The organism is Paenibacillus ginsengarvi, from assembly GCF_003626695.1.
GTDB lineage: Bacteria > Bacillota > Bacilli > Paenibacillales > NBRC-103111 > Paenibacillus_AB > Paenibacillus_AB ginsengarvi.
On sequence record NZ_RBAH01000021.1, the window covers coordinates 39,317 to 65,805 of the forward strand.

Here is a 26,489-nt window from a genome sequence, read left to right on the forward strand (position 1 = left end):
CGCGTTTGGTTGCTTCTGTCTCTCCTCTTTATACCTTATGCACCGTTAGGTGTAAACGGATCCAAAGACCCGCATTCTATATTTTTCCAAATGAACGACAAAGAGGCAGTCCCAGGGGACAGCCTCTTCGAATCGATCACCGGACAGCACGCCGGCCTTATTGCTCCAAACGAACTTCAAACCCAACCTCGAACATTCGGCTCCAAGGCAAATGCACATCCTCGATGCGAACTTGTCCCGGACAGCCAGCCTGCACGTATTCGGCGAAAAATTGCTCAAGCTTTCCGCGAATGACTGCGTACACCTCATCTTTCACATGGTTCAGCTCGTAGTAGCTGGCCCCGAGCTTCGGCAGCTCGTTATGGATAACGTCCTTGCGTACGATCGCCTGGTAGCCCCAGTCTTCGATCAACCGGAAGTAATAGTAGGCCCGGCTGCGATTCAGCCGCTCGGCCGAGTCCTCGTCCTTGCCGCGGTAGTACGATTCGATCACCGCATGGGAGACGACCGTTCCCATCGTATTGCCCGACGTGTTCCACGCCGCGTATGCCGCGATGTCGTGGATCAGCCCGCTGCGGCTGACCAGCTTCATGAACGGATGATCCGAGCCGTTGCTGACGGCCACATCGGCAAGTGCGACCATATGCCCTTCGCGGAGGTAATACCGGATCGCCTGCACGAACTCCTTCGTATTCACTTCCGAGAAATATGCCCGGTTCCGTTGCCCGTAAGGCGTCGAGCATTCGGCCATTTCCTTCTGCCCGACCGGCGGCGAGTTGGTCATCAGAATGAAGTCGGTGCCTGCGGAATGATCATGAGCTACCGCTCCGGCAGCCGTAAGATGGTACTTGATGCTTTCTCCGAGCGAGCGGTCCTCGTACTTCGGCACGATGAACGGGCCGTGCACGGAAGAATAACGCACGAATGCCTTCGGCACGTATCCCTTCGCTTCGCAAAACGCGCGGGCAAACAGCGTGCAGCCGATTTCGTCGGCTCCCGGATAGATCATGACGTTGTCGCCGAGATCAAGATCCTCCGCGAGCAGCGACAGCTTTCTTTGCTCCAGAGGGCTGAACCCGTACTTCGAATTGTCGTCCAGCGGAATGATCAAGAAATCGATCACACCGTCACGGACCAGCTTCATCGTTTCGCGGTTAACGAACGAGTTCGTTTCGCGGCGGGTCAGGAAATCGCTCAGCACTTCGGGCGGGATTTTCGCGGTTATCGCCTTCAGTCGTTCCGTCTCCTCCTCGTCTAGCGTCTCCTGTTCCGCCTTGTCGTTCAGCCAGCCGTAGGTGTAAATCTCGTTGCCGTAATCCGCGTAGTAATCAGGCTCCTCCTCCGAGCTCGAGTACGCCGGCACGCGGGTAATCAGATTGAAAGCATATATGCGAAGACGCGGATTGCTTTCCTTCAAACGGGCAAGGACGTCAAGCCGCTTCATACATTCTTCCTCGGACGTGTGGTGAAGACGCGAAGGCACGATACCGCCGTGAACGAGCATGTCGATCGAGACGATCAAGGCGTCCGCGTCCCGCACGGCGCCGGTCAGCCAATCGCGTACCGCATCGGTGTCGGCGGCTGTTTTCTTGCGTCCGAGCAAGCTGATCTCGGGCACTTCCAGCGTCATGTCGGTCATCGAAGCCAAATATTGCGGATAGCGGTAATTACATGGTCTTTCGTCAAGCGGGACGTACACAATCTTTTGCATGAGGTTCTCTCCCTGTAAACTTGAAGTGATAGAGATTTTTTTCTTTAGTTATTATTACTTTGGAGAATAACTCCATTCTATCATGTGCGCGCCTTTGAGAAAAGCGAATTTCCGACAATTTAGCGTCATCCTGTTCGGCGCTTTTGGCCCCTGATACCATTCCGTCTAGGCGCCGTGTGCTTCGGAGCGAAAGTGATCGCCCGCTTTTTCTATGATACGATAGGATTAGCGGATCAAGAAGGCGGGTATATTGCAAAAGTAAGGAGTGATGATGCAACTATGAGACCTATTCGTTTCGCCTCTGCCCTGCTGCTGTCTGTCCTGCTGACAGCTGGCTGCACCGGAGCGAAAGTCCCTTCCGAAAACTTGCAGGGAGCGGCCTCGCCTCAGGAAACGAAGCCGCCAAACACGCAGCCCGAAACGCCGCAGAAGCCGGTACCGGAAGATCCGATTCAAAAGAAACTCGGATCGATGACTCTAGAGCAAAAGCTGGGGCAGATGGTGATGGCCGGCGTCGACGGAACCAAAATGGACGAACAAGCGAAAAGCTTGATCGCCAACGATTTTATCGGCGGCTTTATTTTGTATAAACCGAACATCGAATCGACCGCGCAAACCGCTACGCTCCTGAATGAACTAAAGGAAGCAAATCGCGGCAATCCCGCTCCGCTGCTGCTAAGCGTAGATCAGGAAGGCGGCAAAGTGAGCCGGATGCCAGGGACGCTTGTCCCCACACCGGCCAGCCGGGATATCGCCAAGACGGGAGACAAGGAAAAAGCGCGGGCGATCGGGAAAGCGATCGGCGCCGAAGTTCGGGCGCTTGGGTTCAACGTCGATTTCGCGCCCGTGCTCGACATCGACAGCAATCCGAACAATCCCGTCATCGGCAACCGTTCGTTCGGACCCACTGCGGCGATCGTCAGCTCGTTCGGACTTCAGCAGATGGAAGGGCTCCGTTCGGAGCGGGTCATTCCCGTCGTGAAGCATTTTCCCGGGCACGGAGACACCTCCGTCGACTCCCACCTCGAGCTGCCCGTCGTGAGCAAGACGCTGGACCAGTTGCGCAAGCTTGAGCTTGTCCCTTTTGCCGATGCGATCCGGTCGGATGCCGACATGGTGATGGTCGCCCATATTTTGCTGCCGCAGCTCGATCCGGACCATCCTTCCTCGATGTCGCCCACAGTGATCGGCGACCTGCTGCGCAAGGAGATGGGCTTTGGCGGCGTCGTCATTACCGACGACATGACGATGGGGGCGATTCTGAAGCATAACGATCTGGGAGAGGCCGCCGTTCAATCGGTCAAGGCCGGTGCAGACATCGTGCTCGTCGCCCACGAATACGCGAAGGCGAAGATGGTCATCGGCGCACTCAAACAAGCGGTGCAATCCGGCGCGATAACGGCGGATTCCATCGACCGCAGCGTGTACCGGATTCTTGCGCTTAAGGAGCGTTACAAGCTGAGCGACGCGGCTTCCGGCCCCGTGAACGAGAAGGAAATTAATGACAAGCTGCAAAAAGCGGTCGGAAGTCCGTAACGGCCGCCACGTGGGGCTGCCTGCCGGTGCGCGAAGACAAACCGGTCGAGTGCAGCGCCGCGTTGTCGCCTTTTTACAATACACCCCGATTTCCTTCCTCTATACTGAAGAGGATCGGATGTCTACCTGAGAAAACGGAGGGAACGGAATTGGAACAATCTAAAAGCACGGGCGTAACTGGAACGCACACCCGAAACGGAACACCTACCGGCTACACCGCCCTTACGCCGTTTATCGTCGTAAGCAATCCGGCGGAAGCGATCGAATTTTACAAAACCGTCTTCGGCGCAGTCGCGAAAAGCGTAACCCGCGTAGGCGAAGGCGATAACGCCATGATCATCCATGCCGACATCGATTTCGGCAGCGGCTACTTGCAGCTTGGGGCCGCGAATCCGGCTTATCATCTGGTGCCGCCGCCGGGCGAAGGCAATGCCTGTTACTCGCTGGCCGTCTATGTGCCGGACGCCGATCGGGCGTTCGAGCTGGCCATCGCACACGGCGCTACCGTTCGGGAGCCGCTCACGAACTTTGTTTCTGGCGACCGGTATGCCAGCATATGGGACCCGTTCGGCATCCGCTGGACGATCATGACCCGCATCGAGGACATTTCGGAGGAAGAGAGCTTCCGCCGGGTGGCGGAGTGGAGCAAAAGCCTGCAAGGCTGACAAGGCTGAAACGAATCAAACCGGTAAACGGGCAACCTTCATCTACTGTTGAGGGGGGTCCGTTTTTTTGTTCATTCCGGCGCCGGGGACTTCGGAATACATTTCACTTTGGGCCTTTGCAGCCCTTGCGGGGCAAGGGCTCAAAGGTGCGTTGTCGCTTCCCGTACAGAGAGCGTGGATTGAAACTAAGCACTGCTCTTCATGACGTAAACCGTCAGCTTATGCGAAGGCAAATCGACATCCGCTCCTGTGAGGTTTGCATACACCACCGTCACCGTGTCGTTCGCGGTGACGGCGCCGCTTACCAGAAGTCACGCCGTGCTAACCGATGCGGAGACAAGGACCGCATCCGCATCCGTGGCACGGCATCCCGGCACCGTGACGGTCGTTGAGACTGACGCTCCAGAAGCTAGGCTAGACGGGTCGTAAGCCTTGGAGCCTTTGAGGCGCTCGTCCCTGTTAACGATCGCATTGTTTGACGTGCCCGCAAAGCCGGGTGAGTTGTTCACGTGAATGGAGTTTCGATCAAACGTAACGGTCGCGGTGCGGAAGTCATAGCTGCCAGCGTCCAGCTCCGTGATTCGCGAGCAATTGTCCAGCATAATCCCGCGCGCTCCTACAGTGAGATTATCGAACTCGAAAACGTGCACAGACTCACCCGCCTCCGGGGCGAGGAGGCAGTCTCTCGCAAAGCACGTCGCCGTGCCGGTTAAGTAGACTAGCGCAGTCGTGCCGTTTCCGAAGCAGCCTGACAGAGACAAGCGAACGTGCTTGCCCCATATGCCGAAAAGCGACTTCTTGCTCAGCGGCTGGCGGTCGATCACACTTCCGCCCTCAACCCTCAGTTCAATAAAAATCGACGAAGAAATTCTCAGCGCACTGATCTCCTGCTTGCCGGTATGCGATGCGTTGCAACTTATGACGTTGTTATTTCGCACGGTGTTATTCACAAGCGGCACTTGGTTTGTTTTCAGCCAAGCGCCCCTTGCAGGGTTTCCGAGCACGCCAGCCTCGAACCTGATCGGCAGGTTTACGTCTTCAAACGTATTGTTTTCGAATAGTTCATTCGATCCTGATGTGCGTATGCCCACATTGCTGATGTTGCGGAAATAGCAATTGCGCACCGTATGGTTGTCGAACCGGTAGCTGCTCGCCTCATTGAAGTCCAAGCCGTTGCTGTCATCAACATAATCGAACACGCAGGAATCGATCAGGCCGCCGTCGGATTCCCAGTTCACCGCTCCCTTGGTAAAGAAATAGAAATGGCTGTTGCGCATCTCCGACGACGGATGGCAGTTAATCACATTCAGCGCAGACGACGACCATTTTGTGCTTGGATTGTTATCCCGCGCCTTGGTTGCATACAGTCGGTTGATCTTCAGTACCGTTCTGGCGTCGTCCGACTGCACCTGCACCATTTCCCCGGGAGAAGATCGCAGGGTGCAGTCGTCCATCCAGACGTGATCCAGATTATAGAGCAGGATTTCCATATTGCGGGCTTCCAGCAGCAGAGTCGGGGCGGCGATGCCAGAGCCTGATGTGTAGCAGCGGTTTGAACCTCGCGTCAACACCACATTATTCATAATGACCTTGGAATTTGCGGGAGACGCCGGCCCCCTGAAATCGATTAGCGGCGTCCCGCCGGTCATCCGATACGCTGGACTGCTCTGGCCGTTGATGGTCATGTTTTTCAGCGTTACAGACGGCGCGTCGGCCGCCACCGAATAAAACACGTTCCTGGTCCAGTAGATCGGCGCGGCGTCTACCGAGTGCGCCCCCCACGCTCCAAAATCTCCGAGGATCGTCGCGCCGCCAAGATTTATCTCGATATCATCGGTAATCTGGAGCTCTACAATCTTGAATTGCTTAGTCGAGTTTCTGCACACTATACGGTTCAGACCGAGGAACTGCGACAGGGAGATGGCCGCGGCGAATGCCGTAGTCGTGTTGGAGCCGTCACCCGCGGCGCCGAACCAGCACACGTCGATTTCGTCATAGATGCGCACCCAGGCGCCGGTAGCAGCGGCAATCGCATCCGCTTTTATAAAGATACCCTCGGCCGTGTCGGCGGCGATAAGCGCAGAATAGTCGCCAGCGGTCCACCTAAAGATCCCCTCGCGCCCCGATTCGCCAAGAAAGGCAAGCGTAGTCGCTACCGTATTGAGCGCTTTTAGTGCAGTCCTGCTCGCCACGTTGCGAATACTGGCATTACCGTGCCCCTCGCCGCCGTAAACATCGCCGCTCACCGATCCCCCGGCCGCGAACGTCGTGCCTAACGTTCCTCCGACCACGCTGACAGCGGCCATGGCCGCCCCGGCTATGCCGAGTGATGAGAGCATCGCCCTTCTCGTAAGCAACGGCCGATTTCCGCCGAGATTTACCTCCTTATTCTCCTGGATTTCATCCATTTCCCGCCTTTCCGTCATGTACGCCGCCTCCCGCTTCAATTGGATTTTGTGTACGTTTTAATGCCTCGTTATTACGCGTTATATGTTAAGGTTGGGACTATCCCATAATATACGGGCGGCATATACGCTATTGTCGGCGCCAAATGCAGTCATCAGCCCGCTCATATAAGGCGCCGATTCGAGCGGAGCCAATTCCTCTTTCGTGTACGATTCAAGCAGCAGTCGCCGCATCTCCTCGCCCCACACGCCGCCGTTCTGCATCCATTCGGCCACAGTCACCCATGTCTCCCGTTCGTTCACATTCACCACCCCGAAGTTGCACAGTCTCGCTCCCCGTTCCGGGACGAGTATGCGTTCGGTCGCGCGGATCAAGATCAGCTGTTCCGGATCGACCTCGGCGATAAACAGAGGAGCCCGGTGTCTGAAAATGTGATCGTTGTTGTCCGTCTTTCTCGTATAGACCAAGAACAGACCGCCGCTGTGCGTTACCCAATGCTGCTGGGTGTTGGATGTGGGCACATCGCTCCCGTCATCCCAAGTCCAGAGCTTGGGCTCCCCGAACTGTAGTCCGTCCGCGCTTCGCGCGACAGCCCCATGATCGTCCGCCCGCAACGTCAAGTAAAACTGTCCCCGGAACCGTGTCAAGGAAGGCTCGACATAACCGCGATGCCGGCGAACCGTGAGCTCCGTACCATGCTCGACATAGCGCAGGCTCTCGCCGTCGAAACGGCAACGGACAACCGTAGAGTAGTTGAAAAAACGGCCGTTGTTTAAATCGTCGGCGGATTTCGAAAAATAAATCGGCAATAAAATGTCGCCGTTTTCCAAATCGAAGCGCTGCGTCGAGCCCGCACCCGAAGTAAAAAAAGTCGGCGGCATCGCCATTTCCCGCCAATCGCTCCAGCTTTGGCGATCCGCATCGAATACCGCATATGCCGTTTTACGGATCGGCCGGTATATATGATGGCCTTTGTACGTTACGGTATGACCGATGCCCAGCAGCTTTCCCGACGCTTCATGCCAAGCGGGAGTAAAATCGCCGATCACTTCCTCCAGTCCGTCATGCAGCGTGCGTCGTCCGAGCGACGAATGTTCGGAGGGAGGCGACCACGTCCGCCCTCCGTCTTCGGAGCTCATCCCGGCCAACGCATGGAAAACATCGCTGCCGGTCAAGTCGAGCGGAGACATCGTCAATACGACGGATGGCTTCTCCCCCTTCACAATGCCGGCTCGCGGATGCGTCCAGCAGTATTTCTGTCCCGGAACGAAACCCGAACGGATCGTATCGAGCTTTATGTTATAGCCGGGACTTTTTGACGTGACCTGCTCGTCCATCGTTGTCGCCTCCTCATTCAACCCTTGCGGCCCGTTATCCTCACTTGCTCGATCCGATTTGCGCTTCGATCGCCTTGTCGGCCGCCTCCGCCGCTTGTCGGAGCGCGGTGTTCACATCGGCGACCGAGCCGGCCGACAGCTTCTCCATTTCCGCGACAAAAGCAGCGTTCGCTTTACCGTCATAAGGCGTAACGGCATAGGCGTCGGCGAATTTTTTCGGAAACCAGGCGGATGTGTTAACTTTTCTTTCTGTCATCCATGCGTTGTCTTTACCGTATTCCGCCCGGAGCTGCGGGTCTTCAATAACCGGCAACGAACCGGTTCCCGTTCTCGCTTGCGCCAACTGGTACTCTTTCGATGTCAACACAGAAATCGCTTGAAATGCCGCATCCTTATGTTTGCTAATGCTCGTCACACCGAAGAAATTCGGGATGAGTCCCCCTCCGACTCCGGGTTTGTCGGGAAATACCGGAAAGGTTGCGACGTCCACCCGGCCTTTCCAATCTTTGCTCATATTATTGGCCGTCAGCACCATGGCGGCTGTTCCATTCACAAATTCGTCGAATTGTGTTTTCCATTTGGAGCTTGCCGCATCGACTTCGTTGCCGGGAATTTGGTAAAAACGGATCAAATTCGAGACTAGCTTTTGCCACTTCTCATCCTTTGCGAATAAGGCTTTGTTCGTCTTGGGATCGACCAGACCGGCGCCCATCTGATTAAAAGTGGCTATGTAAGTCCAACCGATCGAAAGCCCTCTATACTTGATGCCGACTTCGGTACGGGCCATCTTTTTGGTCAATTCGTACAATTGATCCCAAGTCAAACCGTCCTGGGGATACGCCACCCCGAATTTGTCAAACAGGTCCTTGTTGTAATACAGATACAAGCTTCCAACGCCCGAGGGCAATCCGTAAAGCACGCCGCCGCCTAATCCTTTAATCGCATCGACCGTTTGGGGGACTAGCGCATTCAAATTGTAGTTATGCTTTTTAATCAGCTCGGCATGATCGTACTGCAGCCCGTACGGAAGCAACGATTGCGACACATTGGCAAGACTTGCGTACAACACATCGATAGGCGTTCCCGTTGCGACCGCGTCGGCAAGCGATATCCCTTCCGAACCGTTTGCTTTTGACGTTTGGTAATATTTAATCGAAATATGCGGGTATTTCTTCATGATTGGGTCCCCGATAATTTCCATGAACCGTTGTTCGCCATAGTTGCCCCCCGAGTAATAAAACGATAATTCGACAGGCTCCTCGCTTTGCTTCTTCGTTTCCGGAAGCGATGACGTCCCTTTTTCACCGCCGGCGCATGCCGCCAGAAGCAATGCCGGCATAGCAGCTGCCGCGAAAAACCGTAAGTTCGTCCATTTTTGCATCGTTGTATCCCCTCTTTTTGCTTGTTATTCGATTGGACCCTACTGCTCCCTCTCGCCTTTCTCAGAGGCAGCGGTTACTGCGCGTTCGTCGAGACATGAGCAAGTTTGCCGTCCTCCTTTACCGTAATGTTATATGATCTTTGGATGCGGTTACAATCTGACCGATCACTCTTCTTTTTATCCATTTGTGCCAATGCCAAGCTAGACTTGAGGAGCATTATGCCATTTGCTATGATGATCTTGTGCGGCTTATCGCTATTGCGGTTAAGGGGGCAGGGCCGGTGACGATCGAAGTCGCTTTCAGGAAAACGATGAACACGATTCAAGTGTTAAACAGCAAATTCGGAAGCAGAGTGCCGGGGTGGTCTTACGAGAAGCACTATCACCCTTATTGCGAACTGCTCCACTGCCGGGAAGGCGAGATTCAGCTCGAACTGGATGGACACCCGCTCGTGCTGCGACGGGGAGATTGGTTGATCATCAAATCTCACGTGAAGCATCGGCTTTGGAACGGATCCGCACAGCCCTACTATTTCTTCCACTGCCACTTCGATATAGACGATCACGGACTTCGCCAGCTGCTGTATGCCGAGCCTTATAAGCATGTTTCCGTTCTTACGGAATCGGACGGCTTTCCTTCCTTCCTGAGCGATATCGGATATCGCCTGGAAGGACTGATGCACAGCCATATCCCTGAATCAGCTAAGCACATGCACTTGACTAACTATTTTTTTAAACATTTGTCCCTTCAGGGAAGACTTATGATGCAAGCTTATGTCACGCTCGCGATAGCCGAGATGGTGGCGCTGCAGCCGGGCAACTCCGCGCCATTCGGCGATGAATCAGCCGCAGCACAGTATAGTTCGCGGATGGAAGTCGAGATGGCCCACAAGATCGAGCGCATGCTGGAGGAACACATCCGCACCAACGTAACGATTACGGATTTGGCTGGCCGGCTCGGTTTAAGCCGTACGCAATTTACGAAAATTTTCACAAGGGTGTACGGGATTTCTCCCCGGCAATTCGTCAGCCGCCAAAAATTAAATATGGCCAAAACGATGATCGTAAACTCCGACGAACCGATCGGTGCTATAGCGAACCAGCTCGGATTTTCGAATATCAACCATTTTTCACGCCAATTTCGCCGCTGGGTCGGTAAGCCGCCTAGCCACTACCGTCCCAAATACAAGCTGGACGTGCCGAAGCCGGAATCCGCTCCCACCTGAATCGGTTCCCCCATTTCGAAGCCAAAGCCCGCAAGGCTGAAACGAATCGAACCGGTAACCGTTGCCTTTCGAGTCTTACTTCGGAAGGCGCGGCAATCCGAAAAACAAAACGAACCGCTAACCGAGCGCCTTCGGACTATCGAAGGGCCTCGGTTTTTTATTTTCCTCCCCTCCTGTATACTCTTTCAAGGAGGGATTGGAACGATGTCGGGAGAAAGTATAAAAGAGTTTAGCCGGTCCAAAGTAATATACATTTTAAAAGCTGACTGAAAGAGGGAAAATCCGACTTGCATCGAACAATACGGTTCCTGAAACTAAAAGGGTCTTCTATTATCGGCAACCCCGTCGTTCTGCTCCTTTTATTCTCCCTATTTCTGTTCGGCGCCCGGGCGGTTTGGTACGTTCATTACTCGCCGCCCGAACACCCCCGAGCGATCGGCGGAGTCCTCGACTTGCGGGGCTGGGACTTTCAGAACAGCAAGATGATACCGCTGGATGGACAGTGGGAATTTTACCCGGATCAACTGCTGACCGGCCGGCGCTTGAACGAAGAACAACCTGGAAAATCGCAATATTTGCAAGTGCCGGGCGATTGGCGGAGTGCGTGGATCTCCGAACGCAACCATTCGTACGGTTTCGGAACGTACCGGTTGCGGATTTTGATCGACGGCCCGCTGGACCGACAGCCCTACGAATTCTGGTTTAGCGACATTTACAGTTCATCTCAGGTAGAGGTCAACGGAAACGTGATGGCCGGACTCGGTCAGTTGGGTGTTAACCGGCAGCAGTACGAACCGCAAGTGCGTTCCTTCACGGTATCTTACACCCCGGAACAGGAGCGGGAGATCGAACTGCTGGTGCAGGTCGCCAATTTCGATCGCCCAACTAAAGGCGGCATTACGTCGGCCATCCGTTTTGGTTCACAGGCGAGAATCGATACAGAGCGTTGGAATTCGATCGGCATGCAGCTAGTCGGCTCAACCGTATTTCTGCTTCATTCCATTTACACCCTAATTCTGTATGCGTTCAATTCGCGGCAAAAAAGCATTCTCGCGTCTTTCGGCATGATGATCTGCGTCGGCATCTCCATTCTGTCCAGCTCCGACCGGTTGATTACCGTATGGCTGCCTCTTACCGACTCTATACGGGTTAAAGTATTGCTGCTCTCGTATTTGTACCTGACTTATTTTATGGTGATGCTTACCATACATCTGCTTAACCGCAGCACGCGAAGCTGGCTGTTTCGGATTTATTCGGCCAGCCTGCTGCTCTATACGTTATTCCTATGCGCGGCGCCGTACAGAGCGGTATACCATGTTATCTTTCTGATTAATTTGTTTTACCTGCTTCCCATAGCTGCCGTGTTTGTTTTGTTTGCCCTACAAGTCATCCGCCAACGGAGGCGCCCCGGCGACGACCTGCTATTGTTTATGGCGGCGATCTGCGTCGCATCGAGCGTGCTTTGGGGTGCTCTGAAATCGTATATCTCGGTGCCTGTCGACTACTACCCGATCGACATGATTTTGGCGCTGATCGCCTTTTCCTCCTACTGGTTTAGGCGTTATTTCCGCAACGCCGAGGAAAATGCGCGGCTGACCGAGCGGTTGACTCTGGACGACCGGCGCAAAGACGAGTTTCTTGCCCATACGGCGCATGAGCTTCGAACGCCGCTGCACGGGCTAATCAATATCGCAAGGACGGTTCTGAACGAAGAAAGCGGCTCACTCCGGCCGAGGAACGCCGAAGGCATGAGGCTGCTGCTGACGATCGGCAGTCGCATGTCGCAGCTGATCAACGATTTGCTGGATGCGGCGAGGCTGAAGGAGAAGCGGCTTTCCTGGACACCGGCAAGCTGCCCATGCAGTCGGTTGCCCCCGCTGTTTTTTCGATGCTGGCCCATTTAACGGAAGGAAAGCCGGTTCAGATGCGAATGGCGATTCCGGCTGCGTTCCCGCCCGTGTATGCGGACGAAAAACGCGTCGTGCAAATTTTGCTTAATCTGCTGCACAATGCGATCAAATATACCGATTCGGGGACGATCACCGTGTCGTCGGATCTAACGGGCGACATGGCCGCCGTTCATGTTGCCGATACGGGGATGGGCATGGATCAGGCAACGCTAGCCCGCATCTTTGACGCCTATGAGCAAGGAGCGGAGAACGGCGGCGGCGGCATCGGGCTCGGCCTCAGCATCGCGAAACAGCTCGTGGAACTGCAGGGCGGAGAGCTGACTGTACGCTCGTCCAGGGGCGAAGGCACGGTCTTCACCTTCACCCTGCCCCTATACCAGCATGGGGAGAAGGACCATGTGGCAAGCGAGCCTGTAATGGCGTCCGAATCGGTTGCTGCGCTGGAATCGGCCGTTGTTAAGGGAACGGATATTTCGCCGCGCGATCCGGACGCCGCGGGTATACACGGGATTACGGGTATGCAAAATCCGGCGGCATGGTCGGCGAAATCGAATGCAGTTGAAAAAACAGCCAACCATGCTCTGTCGAACGTTCTGATCGTAGACGACGATCCCGTGAACCTGAAAGTGTTGGCCGCCATTTTACCGAAGGATCTGTATCGCGTCAAACCCGCCCTTTCCGGCGAAGAAGCGCTAAAACTTTTGGATGGCGGGTTCTGGGACCTCGTGATTATCGACGTCATGATGCCGCTCATGTCCGGTTATGAGCTGACACGCGCAATCCGCGGCAAATACTCGAGGTCGGAGCTGCCGATTTTGCTGCTGACGGCGCGCAGCCAATTGGAGGACGTGTATACCGGCTTCGAGGCCGGAGCCAATGATTACATCACCAAGCCGGCCGACGCCATGGAACTAAATTATCGCGTCTGGTCGTTAACGTCGATGAAGCAGTCGGTACACAAAAGCCTTCGTATGGAGGCTGCCTACTTGCAAGCGCAAATCCAGCCTCATTTTTTGCTAAACACCTTGAATTCGTTAATGGCGCTCAGTGACATTGACTCGGAACGCATGCGCAAGCTCGGCGAAGCTTTTGCATCGTTTCTGCGTATCAGCTTCGACTTCCTGAATACTCAATCCATGGTGTCCTTGGAGCACGAGCTGGCACTGGTCCGGGCGTATCTGTACATCGAGCGGGAGCGATTCGGCAATCGTCTGTCCGTTCATTGGGAACTGGAAGAAAACATGCTCCGGGATCTGGAGCTACCGCCGCTAACCGTACAGCCGCTGGTGGAAAACGCCGTAAGGCACGGCCTTCTGAGCCGGCCCTCCGGCGGGACAGTGAGCATACGTTTCGTTCGGATGTCGGACGGCGTCGGGGTGATGGTGGCGGACAACGGCAAAGGCATGGACGAGCATAAAGTACGTGATTTGCTGGCAAGCGACCTCGAAGGTTCGTCCGGTATCGGCATACGAAACACCGACCGCAGACTTCGGCAAGCCTATGGCATGGGCCTGACGATCCGGAGCAAGCCCGGCGAGGGTACGAGCGTATCGTTTCTTATTCCAGTTCAGCGAAAATGAAGCTTACTGGGGAGACGTCATGTGGCATTGGCGTCTGATATCGAAGCCGGCCCTTTTAGACTACCGCCGCTAAGAGCGGGCGGTTTCGACCGAAGTATCGCTACGAATCAGACAGGCCGCCAATAAGCCGACGCCGAGGATAACGGCGAGCAATACAAATGCTAGCCGATCACTCCCCCATTCCATGAAACGGATTGACAGGACCGGCCCGAGACTCGTTCCCGAAAACAGGATATCATTCCAGACCAACAAAGAATAACGGTCATATGAGAATAGTTTTTTCGTGACATGGCACACCTCATCTTCGTTTAATCGCCTTTACTTAATAGTTAGATAATCTAATTATATACACAAAAAAATTTATCTACCCACCCCCAGCTTTTTTTCGATACCAGCGTTCAATTTCACCAACATTTTATCCAAAAGAGCAACCTCGTCATGATCCAGATCGTTCATGATCGAGGAGCACGCGGACCAAAATGCGGGCAATACACGATCCAGCAGTTCCTGGCCTTCCTTCGTAATTTGCACGTGAATCCTGCGGCGATCGAGCTCGCTTTGCTCACGGATGATCAAATTCCGCTTTTCCAGCCAGTCCAACAATGCCGTCACCGAAGCTCGCCTTATTCCCAATCTGTCTGCAAGGGACGAAGGGGCAATATAGGTTCTGTTTTCGTGAAGCTTCAGCAGCAGCAGCAGATCCAGCTTGCTTTCGGTAATGCCGAATGGCGCTAATTCCAGATCGACCGCATCCAAAAAATGATCACTGAACCACAGCATCAATAGACCCAAACGGCTATGCGCGCCGTTTCTCTCTTTCCCGGCGGTTTTGTCCATTAGTTCCAAGTAAGGCTGAATACCGAGCTTGGGCAATTGGTCCGTAGCTTGATCCTTGTTGTTTTTTTGACTCATCAACTCACCTGCATATAATTAGATAGTCTAACTAAATGGAATATAGCCGATATCTAACGTAAACGCAATACCGGGATCGTTATATTGAAGTTCAGTTGCCATCAACGTCTACTCCTTACTCGATCGGTCGCACATAAACAACTACCACGCCTATCGAAGCGACAGACGCGGTTAAACTTGCATATTTTTTTAATTGAACCCGCCGTTTACGCGGATCGTCTGCCCCGTGATCCAACGGGCTTTGTCGCTGACGAGCAATTCGATCGCGTTTGCGATGTCATCCGGCTCGCCAAGCCGCCCGAACGCATTCATCCGGCGGTACGAATCGATCAGCTCCTCGGACTTGCCGTTCAAAAACAGCTCCGTCGACACTTGACCGGGCGCAATACAATTGATAACAATACCCTTCGGCCCGAATTCCTTGGCTAATTGGCGGGTCAACTGCTCGATTGCACCTTTTGTGGCGGCGTAGACGCTATAAGTCGGGAGCATCGCCCCTGACACGGAGGTTGAAAAATTGATAATCGTTCCGCCTTCGGCCATATGCTTCATTGCTTGCTGACAGGCGAAAAAGGTCCCTTTTACGTTTACCGCAAATTGCCGATCAAATATATCCTCGGTTACATCCGCGATTGCCCTACACTCCATAATACCGGCGTTATTGACCAGAATGTCCAAGCGCCCGAACCGCTCGAGCGTTTTCGAGAACAACGCTTCGACCTCGCTCACCCTGCTTACGTCGGCTCCGATCGCCGCTGCTTGGCCTCCGGTTTGCTCTATCGTTCTTACAACCTCCTCGGCCTTCTCCCGATTCGACGAATAATTCACGACCACCTTCGCGCCGGCCATCGCCAATTGAAGGGCGGCTTGCCGTCCTATGCCCCGCGACGCGCCGGTTACGATTGCGACTTTTCCGTTTAAACTCATACCGTTCACTCCTTTAACCTTCGTATGGCCGAGCCTTGTTGTTTCGCAATCGACCCTATGGGTGTATTATACTTCATGCTGGCAGTAATCCGTTAGAATATACCTGTCTCGGAAACGTTCCCCGGTTTTCCGCGGACTGCGCTACCCCGCTACCCGAAAAAAAGCTTCCCTGCCCTCCACGATCGACCGGGACGAGATGAACAGGAACGTCTGGTTGATCCCGGAAAACTGCTCCACATATTCCGACAGCGCCTCATACGCCTGATAATACGGAAACAGCAGATGCGGCGGCTCGCCGGGGACCGCTCGCAGCAGCTCCGGCCGGAGCGCCTTCAGCATTAGTTCGGTGTGGATTTTACGGCCCTGCATGACGCGCTCCTGCAGCCGGACGGTGAGCCCGATCGCCCGAATGAACCGCTGCCGCTCCACGCTGGCCGGGTCGGCCTTCTCCAGCGCCTTCACAATGTCCCTCACCCGCTCGATCATCGTTTCGTACGTGCGGAACAGTTCTCCCGGTTCGATCGGATCGCTGCGGTTCATCCAGCGGTCTTCACGGATAAGCACTGAGATGCCTTTGCCCGTTTCGATGTAGGAGCGCACCTCTTCGATCTGCATCCGCATTTGCGGCTTATACGGCGTCATCCGGCCAACCATCAGATCGTGCTGGATGTAGTAAAGCAGCGTTCGCAGCATGCTCTCCGCCTTCACAAGCAGCACCTCCTCCCGCTCCCGGTGCACGGGCTTGCGAATCATGTTGACCGCCGTACCAACAAGCATGCCAATGACGACAAGCATGAGCTGATGGTAGGCCGCGTTGCCGTGCAGCTCATCGGATGTGCCGATCGTGTTGACGGCGACGATAACGGCGAGGGTGAGCGACTCCGTCCTTCGCAGCTTCACGTGGATCGCCATGACGAGCAGCGCCACGGCGGCGATTACGATCGAATAGTCGCCGATAACGATAGCGGCGCCGATGCCGAGCAGGGCTGCGAATAAAGCGCTGGCGAGATGGGACAACGTATGCTTGAGCGACCGGTAAACCGAAGGCTGAACGGCGAGCATCGAGATGATGCCCGCGAAATGATCCGGCTCCAGATGCAGCATGCGGGCGATTGAGATGCTGATCGCTATAGATATGACAGTTTTTATCACTCGAAGTCCGACCACCATGTAAAAAACCACCCCGATTATTATTTTATGTTATAAATAATAACATAAAATCGCGGTTTCAGAGCGAATTTTCTTCTTAAATGTTATATTAAGTGACATTTATTCCTTTCCCCCCTCAACTTCCAAACCAATATCGGAAGTATTTTCCGCTATAAAGTCTGTTCACCCCTGCATAAAAAAAATAACGGATTTCATTTCCGCTATGGCCGCCCCAGGAAATAAGTTCCTCACGAAAAAGCCAAAAATGCCGAGGATAACGGAAAAATAATCCTTTATTTCTCGCAAAACCACACGTTTCGCCGATTTAGTGGAATTCCGTTCCGCTATTCTTATCGTCCAACGGCCCGCAATCGCAAAAAAGCTCCTCGCGAACGGATCGTTCCGTCCGGGAAGAGCTTTCGGCGAAATAACCGCCACTCGAGTCGACCAGCGGCCGCCAACCTAACGAGCCTATGCCGGCTTACAGCCGCTTATCTCACATCACCCTTGTCAGCTAGAGCAGTTCGCCCGCCTAACCGGGCCGAAGTCAGCGGCTACCCGCCTCGCCTGCTTTTTGTCCTAGCCGCCTGGTGGCGACAAATCCAATCCCCCCAAGCAGGCATAACAGGGCGGCAAGCCGAAACATGAGCGGAAAGCCGGTCTGGTCGATCAGCCAGCCGCCGAAGTTGCTCGCGATCAGCACCGCCATGCTGATATAGACCATACTGAACAGCGTCTGCGCTGTCGTCTTCCAGCCTTCCGGGCACAGATCGTTCGCGCACTGGACGCCGGCCGCGTAAAACAGCGCGTACGTAATGCCCTGCAGCATTTGACTCGGCAGCAGCACCGCCATCGGAGGATCGAAGGAGATGATCACGAGGCGCAAGGCAGCCGCAAACGCCCCTAACGCCAGCATGTTGCGGTAGCCGAATCTTTCGGACAGCCGCGTGGCGAACACGAAAAACGGCAGTTCGGACAAGGCCGACACGGCGGTGAGCCAGCCGATCTTCTCGGACACGTTCCCTCCCGTCGTCCCGAGGTATACCGAGAAAAAGACGCTGAAGCTTTGGTTGCCGCAAGCGACGAGCAAAACGAGCAGCAAAAAATAGGCGAAAGGTTTATTTTGCAGCAGCTTGCCTACATCGCGCAGCGAGGCCGATTTGCGGACCCGGCCCTTTTTCAGCACGAACGTGATGGCGAAGACGACTACCATAAACGCCATATAAAAAGTAAACATATACTGGATGCCGATATGCGTGTACAACATCCCGATCGGCGATACGATCAGCGCGAAGCCGATCGAGCCCCACACCCGGGCGGCGCCGTACGTTTGCCGGTGCTTCTCCGCATGGGCGATGGCGATCGCATCGGCCAGCGGCACCATCGGCGAGTTGAATATAGCGAGTGCGACAGCCGTAGCCGCATACAGCGCAAAACCTCCGCCCGTCGAATAGCCGAAGGCGATCGCAGGCGTAAGCAGACTGCACAGCAGGAGCACGGCTTTCTCGATCCCGTGTTTATCGCACAGCAGTCCCCAGACCGGCTGCACGAACAGGGCGACAAGCGGTCCGACCGCGTACAGGAAGCCGATTTGTTGGTTGGTGAGTCCCGCTTCCCTGAACCAAAATCCGAGAAACGGCGAATACGAGGCCGCCGCCGCGAAAAAAAAGAAATAGTACACATGCGGCGCATAAGTGTGCAAACGATTCATGGTGTTTCAGCTCCCTGCAGGCGTCCATCATTGGCACCTAACGATACCACGCGGGTTCGCAGCCCGTCAACGGACCCTCCTCCGATAGTTCGGCTTCCGACTTTTATGCGATTTCCCTGGCTCCCGCCCATCGTTCGGAGTGTCTAATTCGGAGAAATATGCTATGCTTTACCTTACAACAACTATACTTTGAAGGAACTTAAGCGATGAACCTACTTACAGCGGAACGATTAAGCAAAAGCTTCGGCATGAAGATGTTGTTCGAGCAAATATCGCTCGGCATCGCCGAAGGCGATAAAATCGGCCTGATCGGCGTCAATGGTACCGGCAAGTCGACGCTGCTCAAAACGATAGCAGGCGCCGAGCAGCCGGATGAAGGCTCGATTTCCATCCGTAACGGCATTACGATCGAATATTTGCCGCAAAATCCCGCCATCGACGACGACGCGACCGTTCTTGGACATATATTCAGCGGACGCTCTCCGCTCATGCAGGCGCTGCGCGATTACGAAAGCCTGATGGAGCGGCTGGAGCGCGGCGAGGACAGTCCAGAGCTGCAAAAGCAGCTCGTGGAGCTGAACGGGCGGATGGATGCGCTGGACGCCTGGCAGCTCGAGCACGAGGCGAAGCGCATTCTCGGCAAGCTTGGCATAAACGACTTCGGCGCGCTAATGGGCACTTTGTCCGGGGGCAAGCGGAAACGGGTCGCTCTCGCCGGCGCGCTCATTCGGTCGGCGGACCTGCTCATTCTGGACGAGCCGACGAACCATATCGACACCGAAACGGTCGACTGGCTGGAGACGATGTTGTCCAAATCGAAATCGGCGCTGCTCATGATTACGCATGACCGTTATTTCCTCGACCGGGTGGCGACCCGCATCCTCGAGCTGGACAACGGGAAGCTGTTCGGCTATACCGGCGGCTACAGCGTGTTTCTGGAGCAAAAGGCCGAACGGATGGCGCAGCAGCATGCCTCCGAGGAGAAGCGGCAAAACCTGCTGCGCCGCGAGCTGGCCTGGATCAGACGGGGAGCCAAAGCCAGATCGACGAAGCAGAAGGCGCGGATCGAGCGGTTCGAAAAACTGCAGCAAGCCGGGCCGCAAACGAATGGGCAGGAAATGGACATGGCCCTGCCCAGCTCGCGGCTCGGCAAAAAGGTCATCGAGCTGACGGACGTAACGAAACGGTACGGCGAACGCGACATCGTCCGCGCGTTCAGCTATATCGTGCAGCCCGGCGACCGGATCGGCATCGTCGGCCCGAACGGCGCAGGCAAATCGACACTGCTGAAGCTGATCGCAGGCAAGCTGACTCCCGACGCAGGCTCGATCGATACCGGACTCACGGTCAAAATCGGCCTGTTCTCGCAGGAGAACGAAGAGCTGGACGAATCGGCGCGTGTCCTCGAATATATTCGCGATGCGGCCGAGAACGTCCGCACGACGGACGGCGAGCTGATCAGCGCCTCGCAAATGCTGGAGCGTTTCCTGTTCCCTCCGTCCGCGCAGTGGTCCAAAGTCGCCGATCTGTCGGGCGGCGAGAAGCGCAGGCTGTTCCTGCTCCGCATCCTGATGGGCGCGCCGAACGTGCTGCTGCTGGACGAGCCGACGAATGACCTGGACATTCAGACGCTGACCGTCCTGGAGGACTATTTGGAGCATTTTCCCGGTTCGGTGCTTATCGTTTCGCATGACCGCTATTTTCTCGACCGCACTGTCGATGCTCTGCTCGTCGCCGAAGGCGGCGGCGTATTCTCCCAACACGAAGGCAACTTCTCGGAATACCGGGAGCGCACGAAGCAAGCCGAGTCGACGGCCGACAACAAAGCGGGCAAGCCGGCGCAAGCCGCACCCGAGCCACCAAGCGACAACAGGCCGAAAGAAAAGCCTCTACGATTCTCTTTCAAAGAACAGAAGGAATACGAAGAAATCGACCAGCGGATCGCGGAAGCGGAGCAATCGCTTGCCGGGCTCGCTGAAGAGCTCGCCGCCGCACACGACGATTACGAGAAGCTGATGAAGCTTACCGCCCGTCACCGGGAGCAGGAGCTGTCGCTGGACGAGCTGCTTGAGCGCTGGACGTATTTGAACGATCTGGCCGAACAGATCGAACGGCAGAAGAAGGGCTAACGTTTGACGGAAGCTATCGCCCTTGGGAGGATAAGATTCATGGAACAAGCGCCGTTCCATATTCGCAGCTTTATCGGCACGTTTAACGAAGATTGGTATGACGTCGGTTTCCACCAGAATACGACGCTGGAGATCGAAGTCACGCTGGAAGGCCGGGGGCTGTTCGAATGGCCGGAGCGTAAAGTGTTTGTCGAGACCGGGCATATCGTCGTCATCCCGCCCGGCATCTCGCATCGGTTCGCCGCCGTGACGAAGGTTCGGTTCGGCGTGATTCATATGCAAGGCATGCCTCCCGCGCTGCAGGAAGTAGCCGACAAGCTGACCAGGGGGTGCCTTACGCCGCGTATATTCGCTATGTCCCGAATCGACGGCGACCGCTTTGAGAAGCTGTTCCGCGAATGGCTCCGCGTGCTTGCATCGCCGCTGAAGGAGCAGGAGCGCACACGCGCCGTCTGGGCCGAGCTGCTGCTGCTGTACTTGCACGAGCATGCGCAAACGGATATGCAGGCGATGACGATCACGAAAGCGGCCGACTACCTCCGCCAAAATTTGCGCGAGAGCGTTCAGATGACCGACCTCGCGGAGCTAAGCGGCCTTTCCGTCGCCGGGTTTCGGCGGACGTTCGAGAAAATATACCGGCTGTCGCCGAAGCAGTACCAGCAGCAGTGCCGGATGCAGGAGGCCAAATGGCTGCTCAGCGCAACAGACAAAGATCTGAACGAAATCGCCGAGCAGGTCGGGTTTTACCGGCTCCATTCCTTCTCGCAATGGTTCAAAAGCGTCGAGGGCACCTCCCCTTCCCTATGGCGCAAACGGCAAAAAACGATGCGCGGCAGCGATTTGCAAACAACCCCGTAGGCAAAACCGCGCCTGCGATTTATATGTGTTTGGCCCCGACACCTGTCCAAGGTGTCTTTTTGCGTAAATTCCGGTTCCATTTCAATAAATACAATTCCGCTCCCATCCACTATCCTTGTTCGTGTAACGTAAACAACCCCAATACGATAACCTTTGCGGGGAGCCCCGAAATTTAAGGAGGAGAGCCATACATGAACAAAGTGAGAATCGGATTTATCGGAGTCGGCGGCATGGCCGAACATCACATCAAAACGCTGCAAAAGCTGGACAACGCCGAGTTGACAGCCGTATTTGACATTAACGCGGAACGCGCCAAACAAATTAGCGACAGCTACGGCCCCGAAGTGTTCGCGAGCGAGCAGGAGCTGCTGGACTCGGGCAAGATCGACGCCGTTTTCTTGTGCACGCCCCCATTCGCCAGAGGCCTCATCGAGGAGCAGATTGCCGCCAGAGGCATCCATTTGCTGTCGGAGAAGCCGGTCGGGCTCGATATGGATACGGCGAGACGCGTCAGCAAAGCGATTACCGCATCAGGCATCATTAACTCTTCCGGCTATTGCTTGCGGTATCTGGAAAATGTACAGAAGGCGAAAAGCTATCTGGAAGGCAAACAAGTGAACATGGTGCTCTCCTATCGGATCGGCGGATTGCCGGGAGCCAAGTGGTGGGCGCAGCTGGACAAATCCGGCGGCCAAATTATCGAGCAGGCAACGCATCAGATCGACCTGATCCGTTATTTGGCGGGCGATTTCGCCGAGACTCAGTCGTTCTACGCGCAGCGCACGATTCAAACCATCAACCCGGAAGCGACGATTCCGGACGTCGGCGTTGTCGCCTTCACGATGCAATCGGGAGCGGTAGGCTCGTTCGTTAACACCTGCATGTCGCCGCACTTCGGACGGGGCGATGTGGAGTTCATCGGCGCAGATTTTTATCTCGCCATCAAGGGCAGCAGCATCACGATTCACGACGCCGGGCAGAAGCAAACGGACAAATGCGAAACCGACTTCTACCTCGAGCAGGATCGCGCCTTCATCGAAGCGGTCCGCACGGGACGCCAGGAGCTGGTGCTCGGCAGCTTCGCCGATGCCGTCGACACGCTCGAAGCTACGATAAACTTCGGCGAAATCAACTTCACAAAACCTTCGGTCACAGCCTGATTCTAACCAGTGGGAGGAATAAACGTCTATGCTGAAAAGCGTCAATCAATGGTGCTTCCCCGAAGGAACGCCGCTTCCGAAACTGTTCGAAATTAGCCGCGACGCCGGGTACGATGCCGTCGAGCTGAACGTTTACCCGACTGGGCACACGGCAGGCTTCACGCTGGAGACGACACCGGCCGAGGCGGATGCGATCGCGAAGCTGGCCGCCGACTACGGTCTGCAATTGCGAAGCGTGTCCACCGGCCTGATGGGCCGCAACCCGCTCTCTTCACCGGACCCGGCCGTCCGCGAGCAAGGCAGAGCCGTCGTAACGAAGCAGCTCGAAATCTGCGAACGAATCGGAGCCGATACGGCGCTGGTCGTGCCTGGCGTCGTGAATGCCACCTCTTCGTACGACACTTGCTACGAGAACAGCCGGGCCGAACTGGAGAAACTGGTCCCAGAGGCGGAGAAACGCGGCGTCAAAATCGGCATCGAAAACGTATGGAACAAGTTTTTGCTGTCCCCGCTCGAGATGAAGCGGTATGTCGACGAGCTGAACTCGCCCAATCTCGGCGTTTATTTCGACGTCGGCAACATTTTGCTCTACGGCTTCCCGCAGCAATGGATCCGCATTCTCGGCAGCCGCATTTTCAAAGTGCACGTCAAGGACTTTAAGGCGACTGTCGGCAACTACGGCGGCTTCGTTCCGCTGATGGCCGGCGAAGTGAATTGGACGGAAGTCGTCGCCGCGCTGAATGAGATCGGTTACACCGACACGCTCACCGCCGAGATCGGCATTTACGGCTCGAATCCTTATCAGGCGGTATACGATACGGCCCGGCAATTAAACGCCATCATTACCGGCACTGCCGGCTAAAACAGCGGTTTGAAAAAACAAGGAGCCAAGCGGCATTCTCGCTTAGCTCCTTGTTTTTCGCTATCCGTACACACCCTAATGCATAAGGCGCATAACCGCCATAATCGCCGCCATTATGACCACGGACGGCAGCATAGCCGCCACCCCGATTTTTTTGATCTCGAGCAGATTGATGCCGACCCCGATAATAAGCACGCCGCCCACGGCGGATATTTCCTGCGTCATCTGCGCGATCGCCTCGGCGCTGAACAGGGAAGCGAGCAGCGCGGCAAGCAGCGCAATGGCTCCCTGATAGACGAGAACCGGTATAGCCGAGAACGCCACGCCGACTCCGAGCGCCGATGCAAAGAGGATCGACAGAAAACCGTCCATCAGCGACTTGGCGTACAAAATCGTATGATCGTGGCGGATGCCGCTGTCGATCGACCCGAGAATCGCCATCGCCCCGATGCAATACACAAGCGTAGCGGTGACGAACGCTTTGCCCACCTTGCCCTCTCCCCGCACCGCCACTTTGCTTTCCAGCCATTCGCCAAGCCGCTCCAGCCTGCCCTCGAGTCTGAGCAGCTCGCCTGCGATGCCGCCGATGACCAGACTAACGACCATAGCCAAATATTGCTCCGACTTCAGTGCCATCGTAAGCCCGAGCACACAAAGCGCCAGCCCCATCCCCTGCGTCGCGATCGTCCGCAAATTGGCGTGAAGACGCGGCAGAAGCAGGCCGGCGAACGTCCCCGCCGCGATAGCGGCGGCGTTTACAATTGCTCCCCATAACACCATAAACGATGCATTCCCCTAACTGAGCCTGTATGAAAAAACTACTATTCAAAACTGTTGCAAGCGATCCTACCTTATTGTACATCGGCCCGTCCGAATGTAAAGGGCGGAATTGCACGGCGGTCACAGGCAAAGATTGCCTTTCTTAAGGTTATATTAAGGTCTCCTTTCTACAATAGACAAATAGGCTTCAGGCTTTTCGGAAAGGAGACTTGGATTACTGATGTTCGATCTATATTTACTGCGAAGACGGATGACGCACCGTCTTACGGGGAAACGTACAACCAAATACGCTATCATTACGGCCGCTCTGGTCTTGTACCCTATTATGCTCGCGTATGGCGTGGAAACGATCTCGCGCGGCTCCTTCGCGGATGCGTGGACGTGGATCGCCTCCAGTCCCGCTTTATTCGCGCTTAATGCGCTGTTGTACGCATTCCTTTTCCTTCTTGTGTATTGTGTGTTCGGATCCTTACTTCCATCGGCCGGAATGTCGATGGCGATCCTGTTTATCGCCGCGCTTATTACTTATTTCAAGACAAAACTGATCGGCCAGCCCTTCTACCCGTGGGATATTTTCCTTCGCAAAGAAGGCACTAACATTATTCCGATCGTCACGAGCCGCACCGTTGTCATCCGGGTGGCGGTCGTCGCCGCCATTGTCGCGGCCGTGTTCCTGCTCAGGCTGCTGCTCCCCCGGTTCCGCCTTCCCGTATGGAGCCGGATCGCGTTAGGCGTTCTGTCGATCGCGGCGTTATACGGAATGGCGGAACGCTCGCCTATGGCCCAGCGTTTGTTCGACCGGGCCGGCGTCGGCGAGATCGTCTGGAACCAGCAGCTAAACTATGGCAGCAACGGATTCGGCATCGCCTTCACGCTTAATATCCAGAATGCGGTCGTGTCGAAGCCGCCGGGTTATTCGGACGCGTCGATCGCTACTGTGGCGCAGCAAATTACCGATTATCGGGACCGCATCCCGGCCAAAAGCGCTGATAAACAGCCAAACGTCATCTTCATTATGAACGAGGCGTTCTGGGACCCTACACTGCTGCCCGGAGTCACGTTCAGCGAAGATCCGGTGCCGACCGTCCATAGGCTGCAGCAGGACTCTACGTCAGGCTATCTGCTCTCCTCCCAGTTCGGCGGGGGCACGAGTAATGTGGAATTCGAGGTGCTGACCGGCAATTCCATGAGCTTTTTGCCCAGCGGTTCGGTTCCGTACCAGCAATATATTCGTCAGCCGGTTCCGTCGCTGGCCAGCTATTTTGGTTCAATGGGTTATAAAAGCATGGGCATCCACTCGTACGACGGCTGGTTTTGGAACCGGGATACGGTGTACAAGTGGCTAGGCTTCGAAAGCTTCAAGAGCAAGGAGTATTTCACCGATCCTGAAATCAATGGAGCGTTTATCTCCGACGACGAAGTATCGCGCAGCATTATTCAAGCGGTCGACGAATCGGAACGCCCGATGTTCATCTACGCGATCACGATGCAGAACCACGGTCCGTACGACGATAACCGTTATGGCGTCAACGATATTTCCGTGAGCGGCGATTTGACGCCCGATGCCAGAAACATCCTCGAAACGTACACGCAGGGGGCCCGCGACGCCGATCGAAGCCTGCAACTGCTGATCGATCATTTCGAGCAATCCGACGAACCGACGATGATCGTGTTTTACGGCGATCATCTGCCGATGCTTGGGCTTGATTACGACGTTTACAAACAAGGCGGCTTCATTAGCACGGGTGACTCGAACCAATGGACGCTTGACGAAATGAAGAGCATGCACAGCGTTCCTTTCGTCACCTGGTCGAACTTTGCGCTCCCGGCGGAGCAAATCCCGATTTTGAGCGACTCGTTTCTCGGCGGTTATATACTCGACCGGCTGGACCTGGATCTTCCCGCCAACTTCGCGTTCGGTTATAACGTTTCGCAGCAAATTCCGGGACTTATGTCCGGCCTCGTCGTAGATAGCGAATCGAATCTGAGCAGAACCGTGCCGGAAGCGGTACAGCCGCTTATCGATCAATACCGCGATTTGCAGTACGATCTGCTGTTCGGCAAACGTCTTCTCGCCGGCTACGTGGATGCCGATTATTTGAACCAGATCGAGAGATCCGATTACAATGAAGAGTTCAAAGCGCCGAAGGACCCTGCCCCGGTAGACGAATCGGCGTGATGGAAAGCGGCGTCCTAAGCTTGAATGGCCATTGTGTTCATAGCCCGGCACAGACTATAATAGGTGAGTG

19 protein-coding genes are annotated in these 26,489 nt (G+C 55.3%); 10 read left to right on the top strand and 9 right to left on the bottom strand.

The genetic code is table 11. The annotated features are described in order from the left end of the window. Nucleotides 1-157: 157 nt before the first annotated feature. Nucleotides 158-1,711 carry a DUF4127 family protein gene (locus D7M11_RS24575; protein WP_120749913.1) on the bottom strand — a complete coding sequence of 518 codons (1,554 nt, stop codon included), beginning with the start codon at nucleotides 1,709-1,711 and terminating at the stop codon, nucleotides 158-160. A gap of 279 nt (nucleotides 1,712-1,990) precedes the next feature. Here D7M11_RS24575 and nagZ point away from each other — a divergent pair, with 279 nt between their 5' ends. Together nagZ and D7M11_RS24585 are read left to right on the top strand one after the other, a co-directional pair. Next, nucleotides 1,991-3,247, top strand: coding sequence for a beta-N-acetylhexosaminidase (gene nagZ / locus D7M11_RS24580; RefSeq protein ID WP_120749914.1), 1,257 nt, complete (start codon nucleotides 1,991-1,993; stop codon nucleotides 3,245-3,247). A gap of 149 nt (nucleotides 3,248-3,396) precedes the next feature. Next, nucleotides 3,397-3,912: a VOC family protein gene (locus tag D7M11_RS24585; protein WP_120749915.1), complete on the top strand. Its 516-nt coding sequence runs from the start codon at nucleotides 3,397-3,399 to the stop codon at nucleotides 3,910-3,912. Nucleotides 3,913-4,223: 311 nt separating this feature from the next. Here the strand turns inward: D7M11_RS24585 and D7M11_RS36965 are convergent, their stop codons facing one another. From D7M11_RS36965 to D7M11_RS24600, 3 genes are read right to left on the bottom strand one after another with little or no spacing between them, the layout of a single operon-like run. Then, nucleotides 4,224-6,338, bottom strand: a complete 2,115-nt coding sequence (locus D7M11_RS36965) for a right-handed parallel beta-helix repeat-containing protein (RefSeq protein ID WP_193556270.1) — start codon at nucleotides 6,336-6,338, stop codon at nucleotides 4,224-4,226. A 60-nt stretch (nucleotides 6,339-6,398) separates the two neighbouring features. Continuing rightward, nucleotides 6,399-7,655, bottom strand: a complete 1,257-nt coding sequence (locus tag D7M11_RS24595; RefSeq protein ID WP_120749916.1) for a sialidase family protein — start codon at nucleotides 7,653-7,655, stop codon at nucleotides 6,399-6,401. 40 nt (nucleotides 7,656-7,695) lie between these two features. After that, nucleotides 7,696-9,036 (bottom strand): extracellular solute-binding protein, encoded by a 1,341-nt coding sequence (locus tag D7M11_RS24600; RefSeq protein ID WP_120749917.1) that lies wholly within the window; start codon nucleotides 9,034-9,036, stop codon nucleotides 7,696-7,698. A 281-nt stretch (nucleotides 9,037-9,317) separates the two neighbouring features. Here D7M11_RS24600 and D7M11_RS24605 point away from each other — a divergent pair, with 281 nt between their 5' ends. The 3 genes from D7M11_RS24605 to D7M11_RS37515 all read left to right on the top strand — a co-directional run bounded on the left by D7M11_RS24605 (nucleotide 9,318) and on the right by D7M11_RS37515 (nucleotide 13,752). Further along, nucleotides 9,318-10,262 carry a helix-turn-helix domain-containing protein gene (locus D7M11_RS24605; RefSeq protein WP_120749918.1) on the top strand — a complete coding sequence of 315 codons (945 nt, stop codon included), beginning with the start codon at nucleotides 9,318-9,320 and terminating at the stop codon, nucleotides 10,260-10,262. A gap of 287 nt (nucleotides 10,263-10,549) precedes the next feature. Next, complete coding sequence (locus D7M11_RS37510; RefSeq protein WP_240041293.1) at nucleotides 10,550-12,166, top strand: sensor histidine kinase; 1,617 nt, start codon at nucleotides 10,550-10,552, stop codon at nucleotides 12,164-12,166. Further along, on the top strand, nucleotides 12,121-13,752 hold the full coding sequence (locus tag D7M11_RS37515; RefSeq protein WP_240041294.1) for an ATP-binding protein: 1,632 nt from the start codon (nucleotides 12,121-12,123) through the stop codon (nucleotides 13,750-13,752). The genes D7M11_RS37510 and D7M11_RS37515 overlap by 46 nt, the downstream gene beginning before the upstream one ends. Before the next feature lie 360 nt (nucleotides 13,753-14,112). On the opposite strand, the gene D7M11_RS24615 is transcribed toward D7M11_RS37515, so the two are convergent. From D7M11_RS24615 to D7M11_RS24635, 4 genes are all read right to left on the bottom strand, one after another. Beyond that, the gene (locus tag D7M11_RS24615) at nucleotides 14,113-14,664 is read right to left on the bottom strand and encodes a MarR family winged helix-turn-helix transcriptional regulator (protein WP_120749919.1); all 552 of its coding nucleotides are present in this window, start codon (nucleotides 14,662-14,664) and stop codon (nucleotides 14,113-14,115) included. Between the two features lie 189 nt (nucleotides 14,665-14,853). Beyond that, nucleotides 14,854-15,591 (bottom strand): SDR family oxidoreductase, encoded by a 738-nt coding sequence (locus tag D7M11_RS24620; RefSeq protein WP_120749920.1) that lies wholly within the window; start codon nucleotides 15,589-15,591, stop codon nucleotides 14,854-14,856. 141 nt (nucleotides 15,592-15,732) lie between these two features. Next, nucleotides 15,733-16,743, bottom strand: coding sequence for an aromatic acid exporter family protein (locus tag D7M11_RS24625; protein ID WP_240041295.1), 1,011 nt, complete (start codon nucleotides 16,741-16,743; stop codon nucleotides 15,733-15,735). A 544-nt stretch (nucleotides 16,744-17,287) separates the two neighbouring features. Next, the gene (locus D7M11_RS24635) at nucleotides 17,288-18,451 is read right to left on the bottom strand and encodes an MFS transporter (RefSeq protein ID WP_120749923.1); all 1,164 of its coding nucleotides are present in this window, start codon (nucleotides 18,449-18,451) and stop codon (nucleotides 17,288-17,290) included. 206 nt (nucleotides 18,452-18,657) lie between these two features. On the opposite strand from D7M11_RS24635, the gene D7M11_RS24640 reads away from it, so the two are divergent. The 4 genes from D7M11_RS24640 (at nucleotide 18,658) to D7M11_RS24655 (ending at nucleotide 23,460) form a co-directional block, all read left to right on the top strand. Beyond that, nucleotides 18,658-20,580, top strand: coding sequence for an ABC-F family ATP-binding cassette domain-containing protein (locus D7M11_RS24640; protein WP_120749924.1), 1,923 nt, complete (start codon nucleotides 18,658-18,660; stop codon nucleotides 20,578-20,580). 39 nt (nucleotides 20,581-20,619) lie between these two features. After that, a complete protein-coding gene (locus tag D7M11_RS24645) occupies nucleotides 20,620-21,438 on the top strand; it encodes a helix-turn-helix domain-containing protein (RefSeq protein ID WP_120749925.1) in 819 nt (272 codons plus the stop codon). 191 nt (nucleotides 21,439-21,629) lie between these two features. Further along, complete coding sequence (locus D7M11_RS24650; protein ID WP_120749926.1) at nucleotides 21,630-22,598, top strand: Gfo/Idh/MocA family protein; 969 nt, start codon at nucleotides 21,630-21,632, stop codon at nucleotides 22,596-22,598. Between the two features lie 28 nt (nucleotides 22,599-22,626). Beyond that, nucleotides 22,627-23,460: a sugar phosphate isomerase/epimerase family protein gene (locus D7M11_RS24655; RefSeq protein ID WP_120749927.1), complete on the top strand. Its 834-nt coding sequence runs from the start codon at nucleotides 22,627-22,629 to the stop codon at nucleotides 23,458-23,460. 75 nt (nucleotides 23,461-23,535) lie between these two features. Here the strand turns inward: D7M11_RS24655 and D7M11_RS24660 are convergent, their stop codons facing one another. Continuing rightward, entirely contained in the window at nucleotides 23,536-24,240 is a 705-nt protein-coding gene (locus D7M11_RS24660) for a DUF554 domain-containing protein (RefSeq protein ID WP_120749928.1), read from the bottom strand. Nucleotides 24,241-24,460: 220 nt separating this feature from the next. Between D7M11_RS24660 and D7M11_RS24665 the strand changes: the two genes are divergently transcribed. Next, nucleotides 24,461-26,419: an LTA synthase family protein gene (locus tag D7M11_RS24665; RefSeq protein WP_120749929.1), complete on the top strand. Its 1,959-nt coding sequence runs from the start codon at nucleotides 24,461-24,463 to the stop codon at nucleotides 26,417-26,419. Nucleotides 26,420-26,489: the final 70 nt, after the last annotated feature.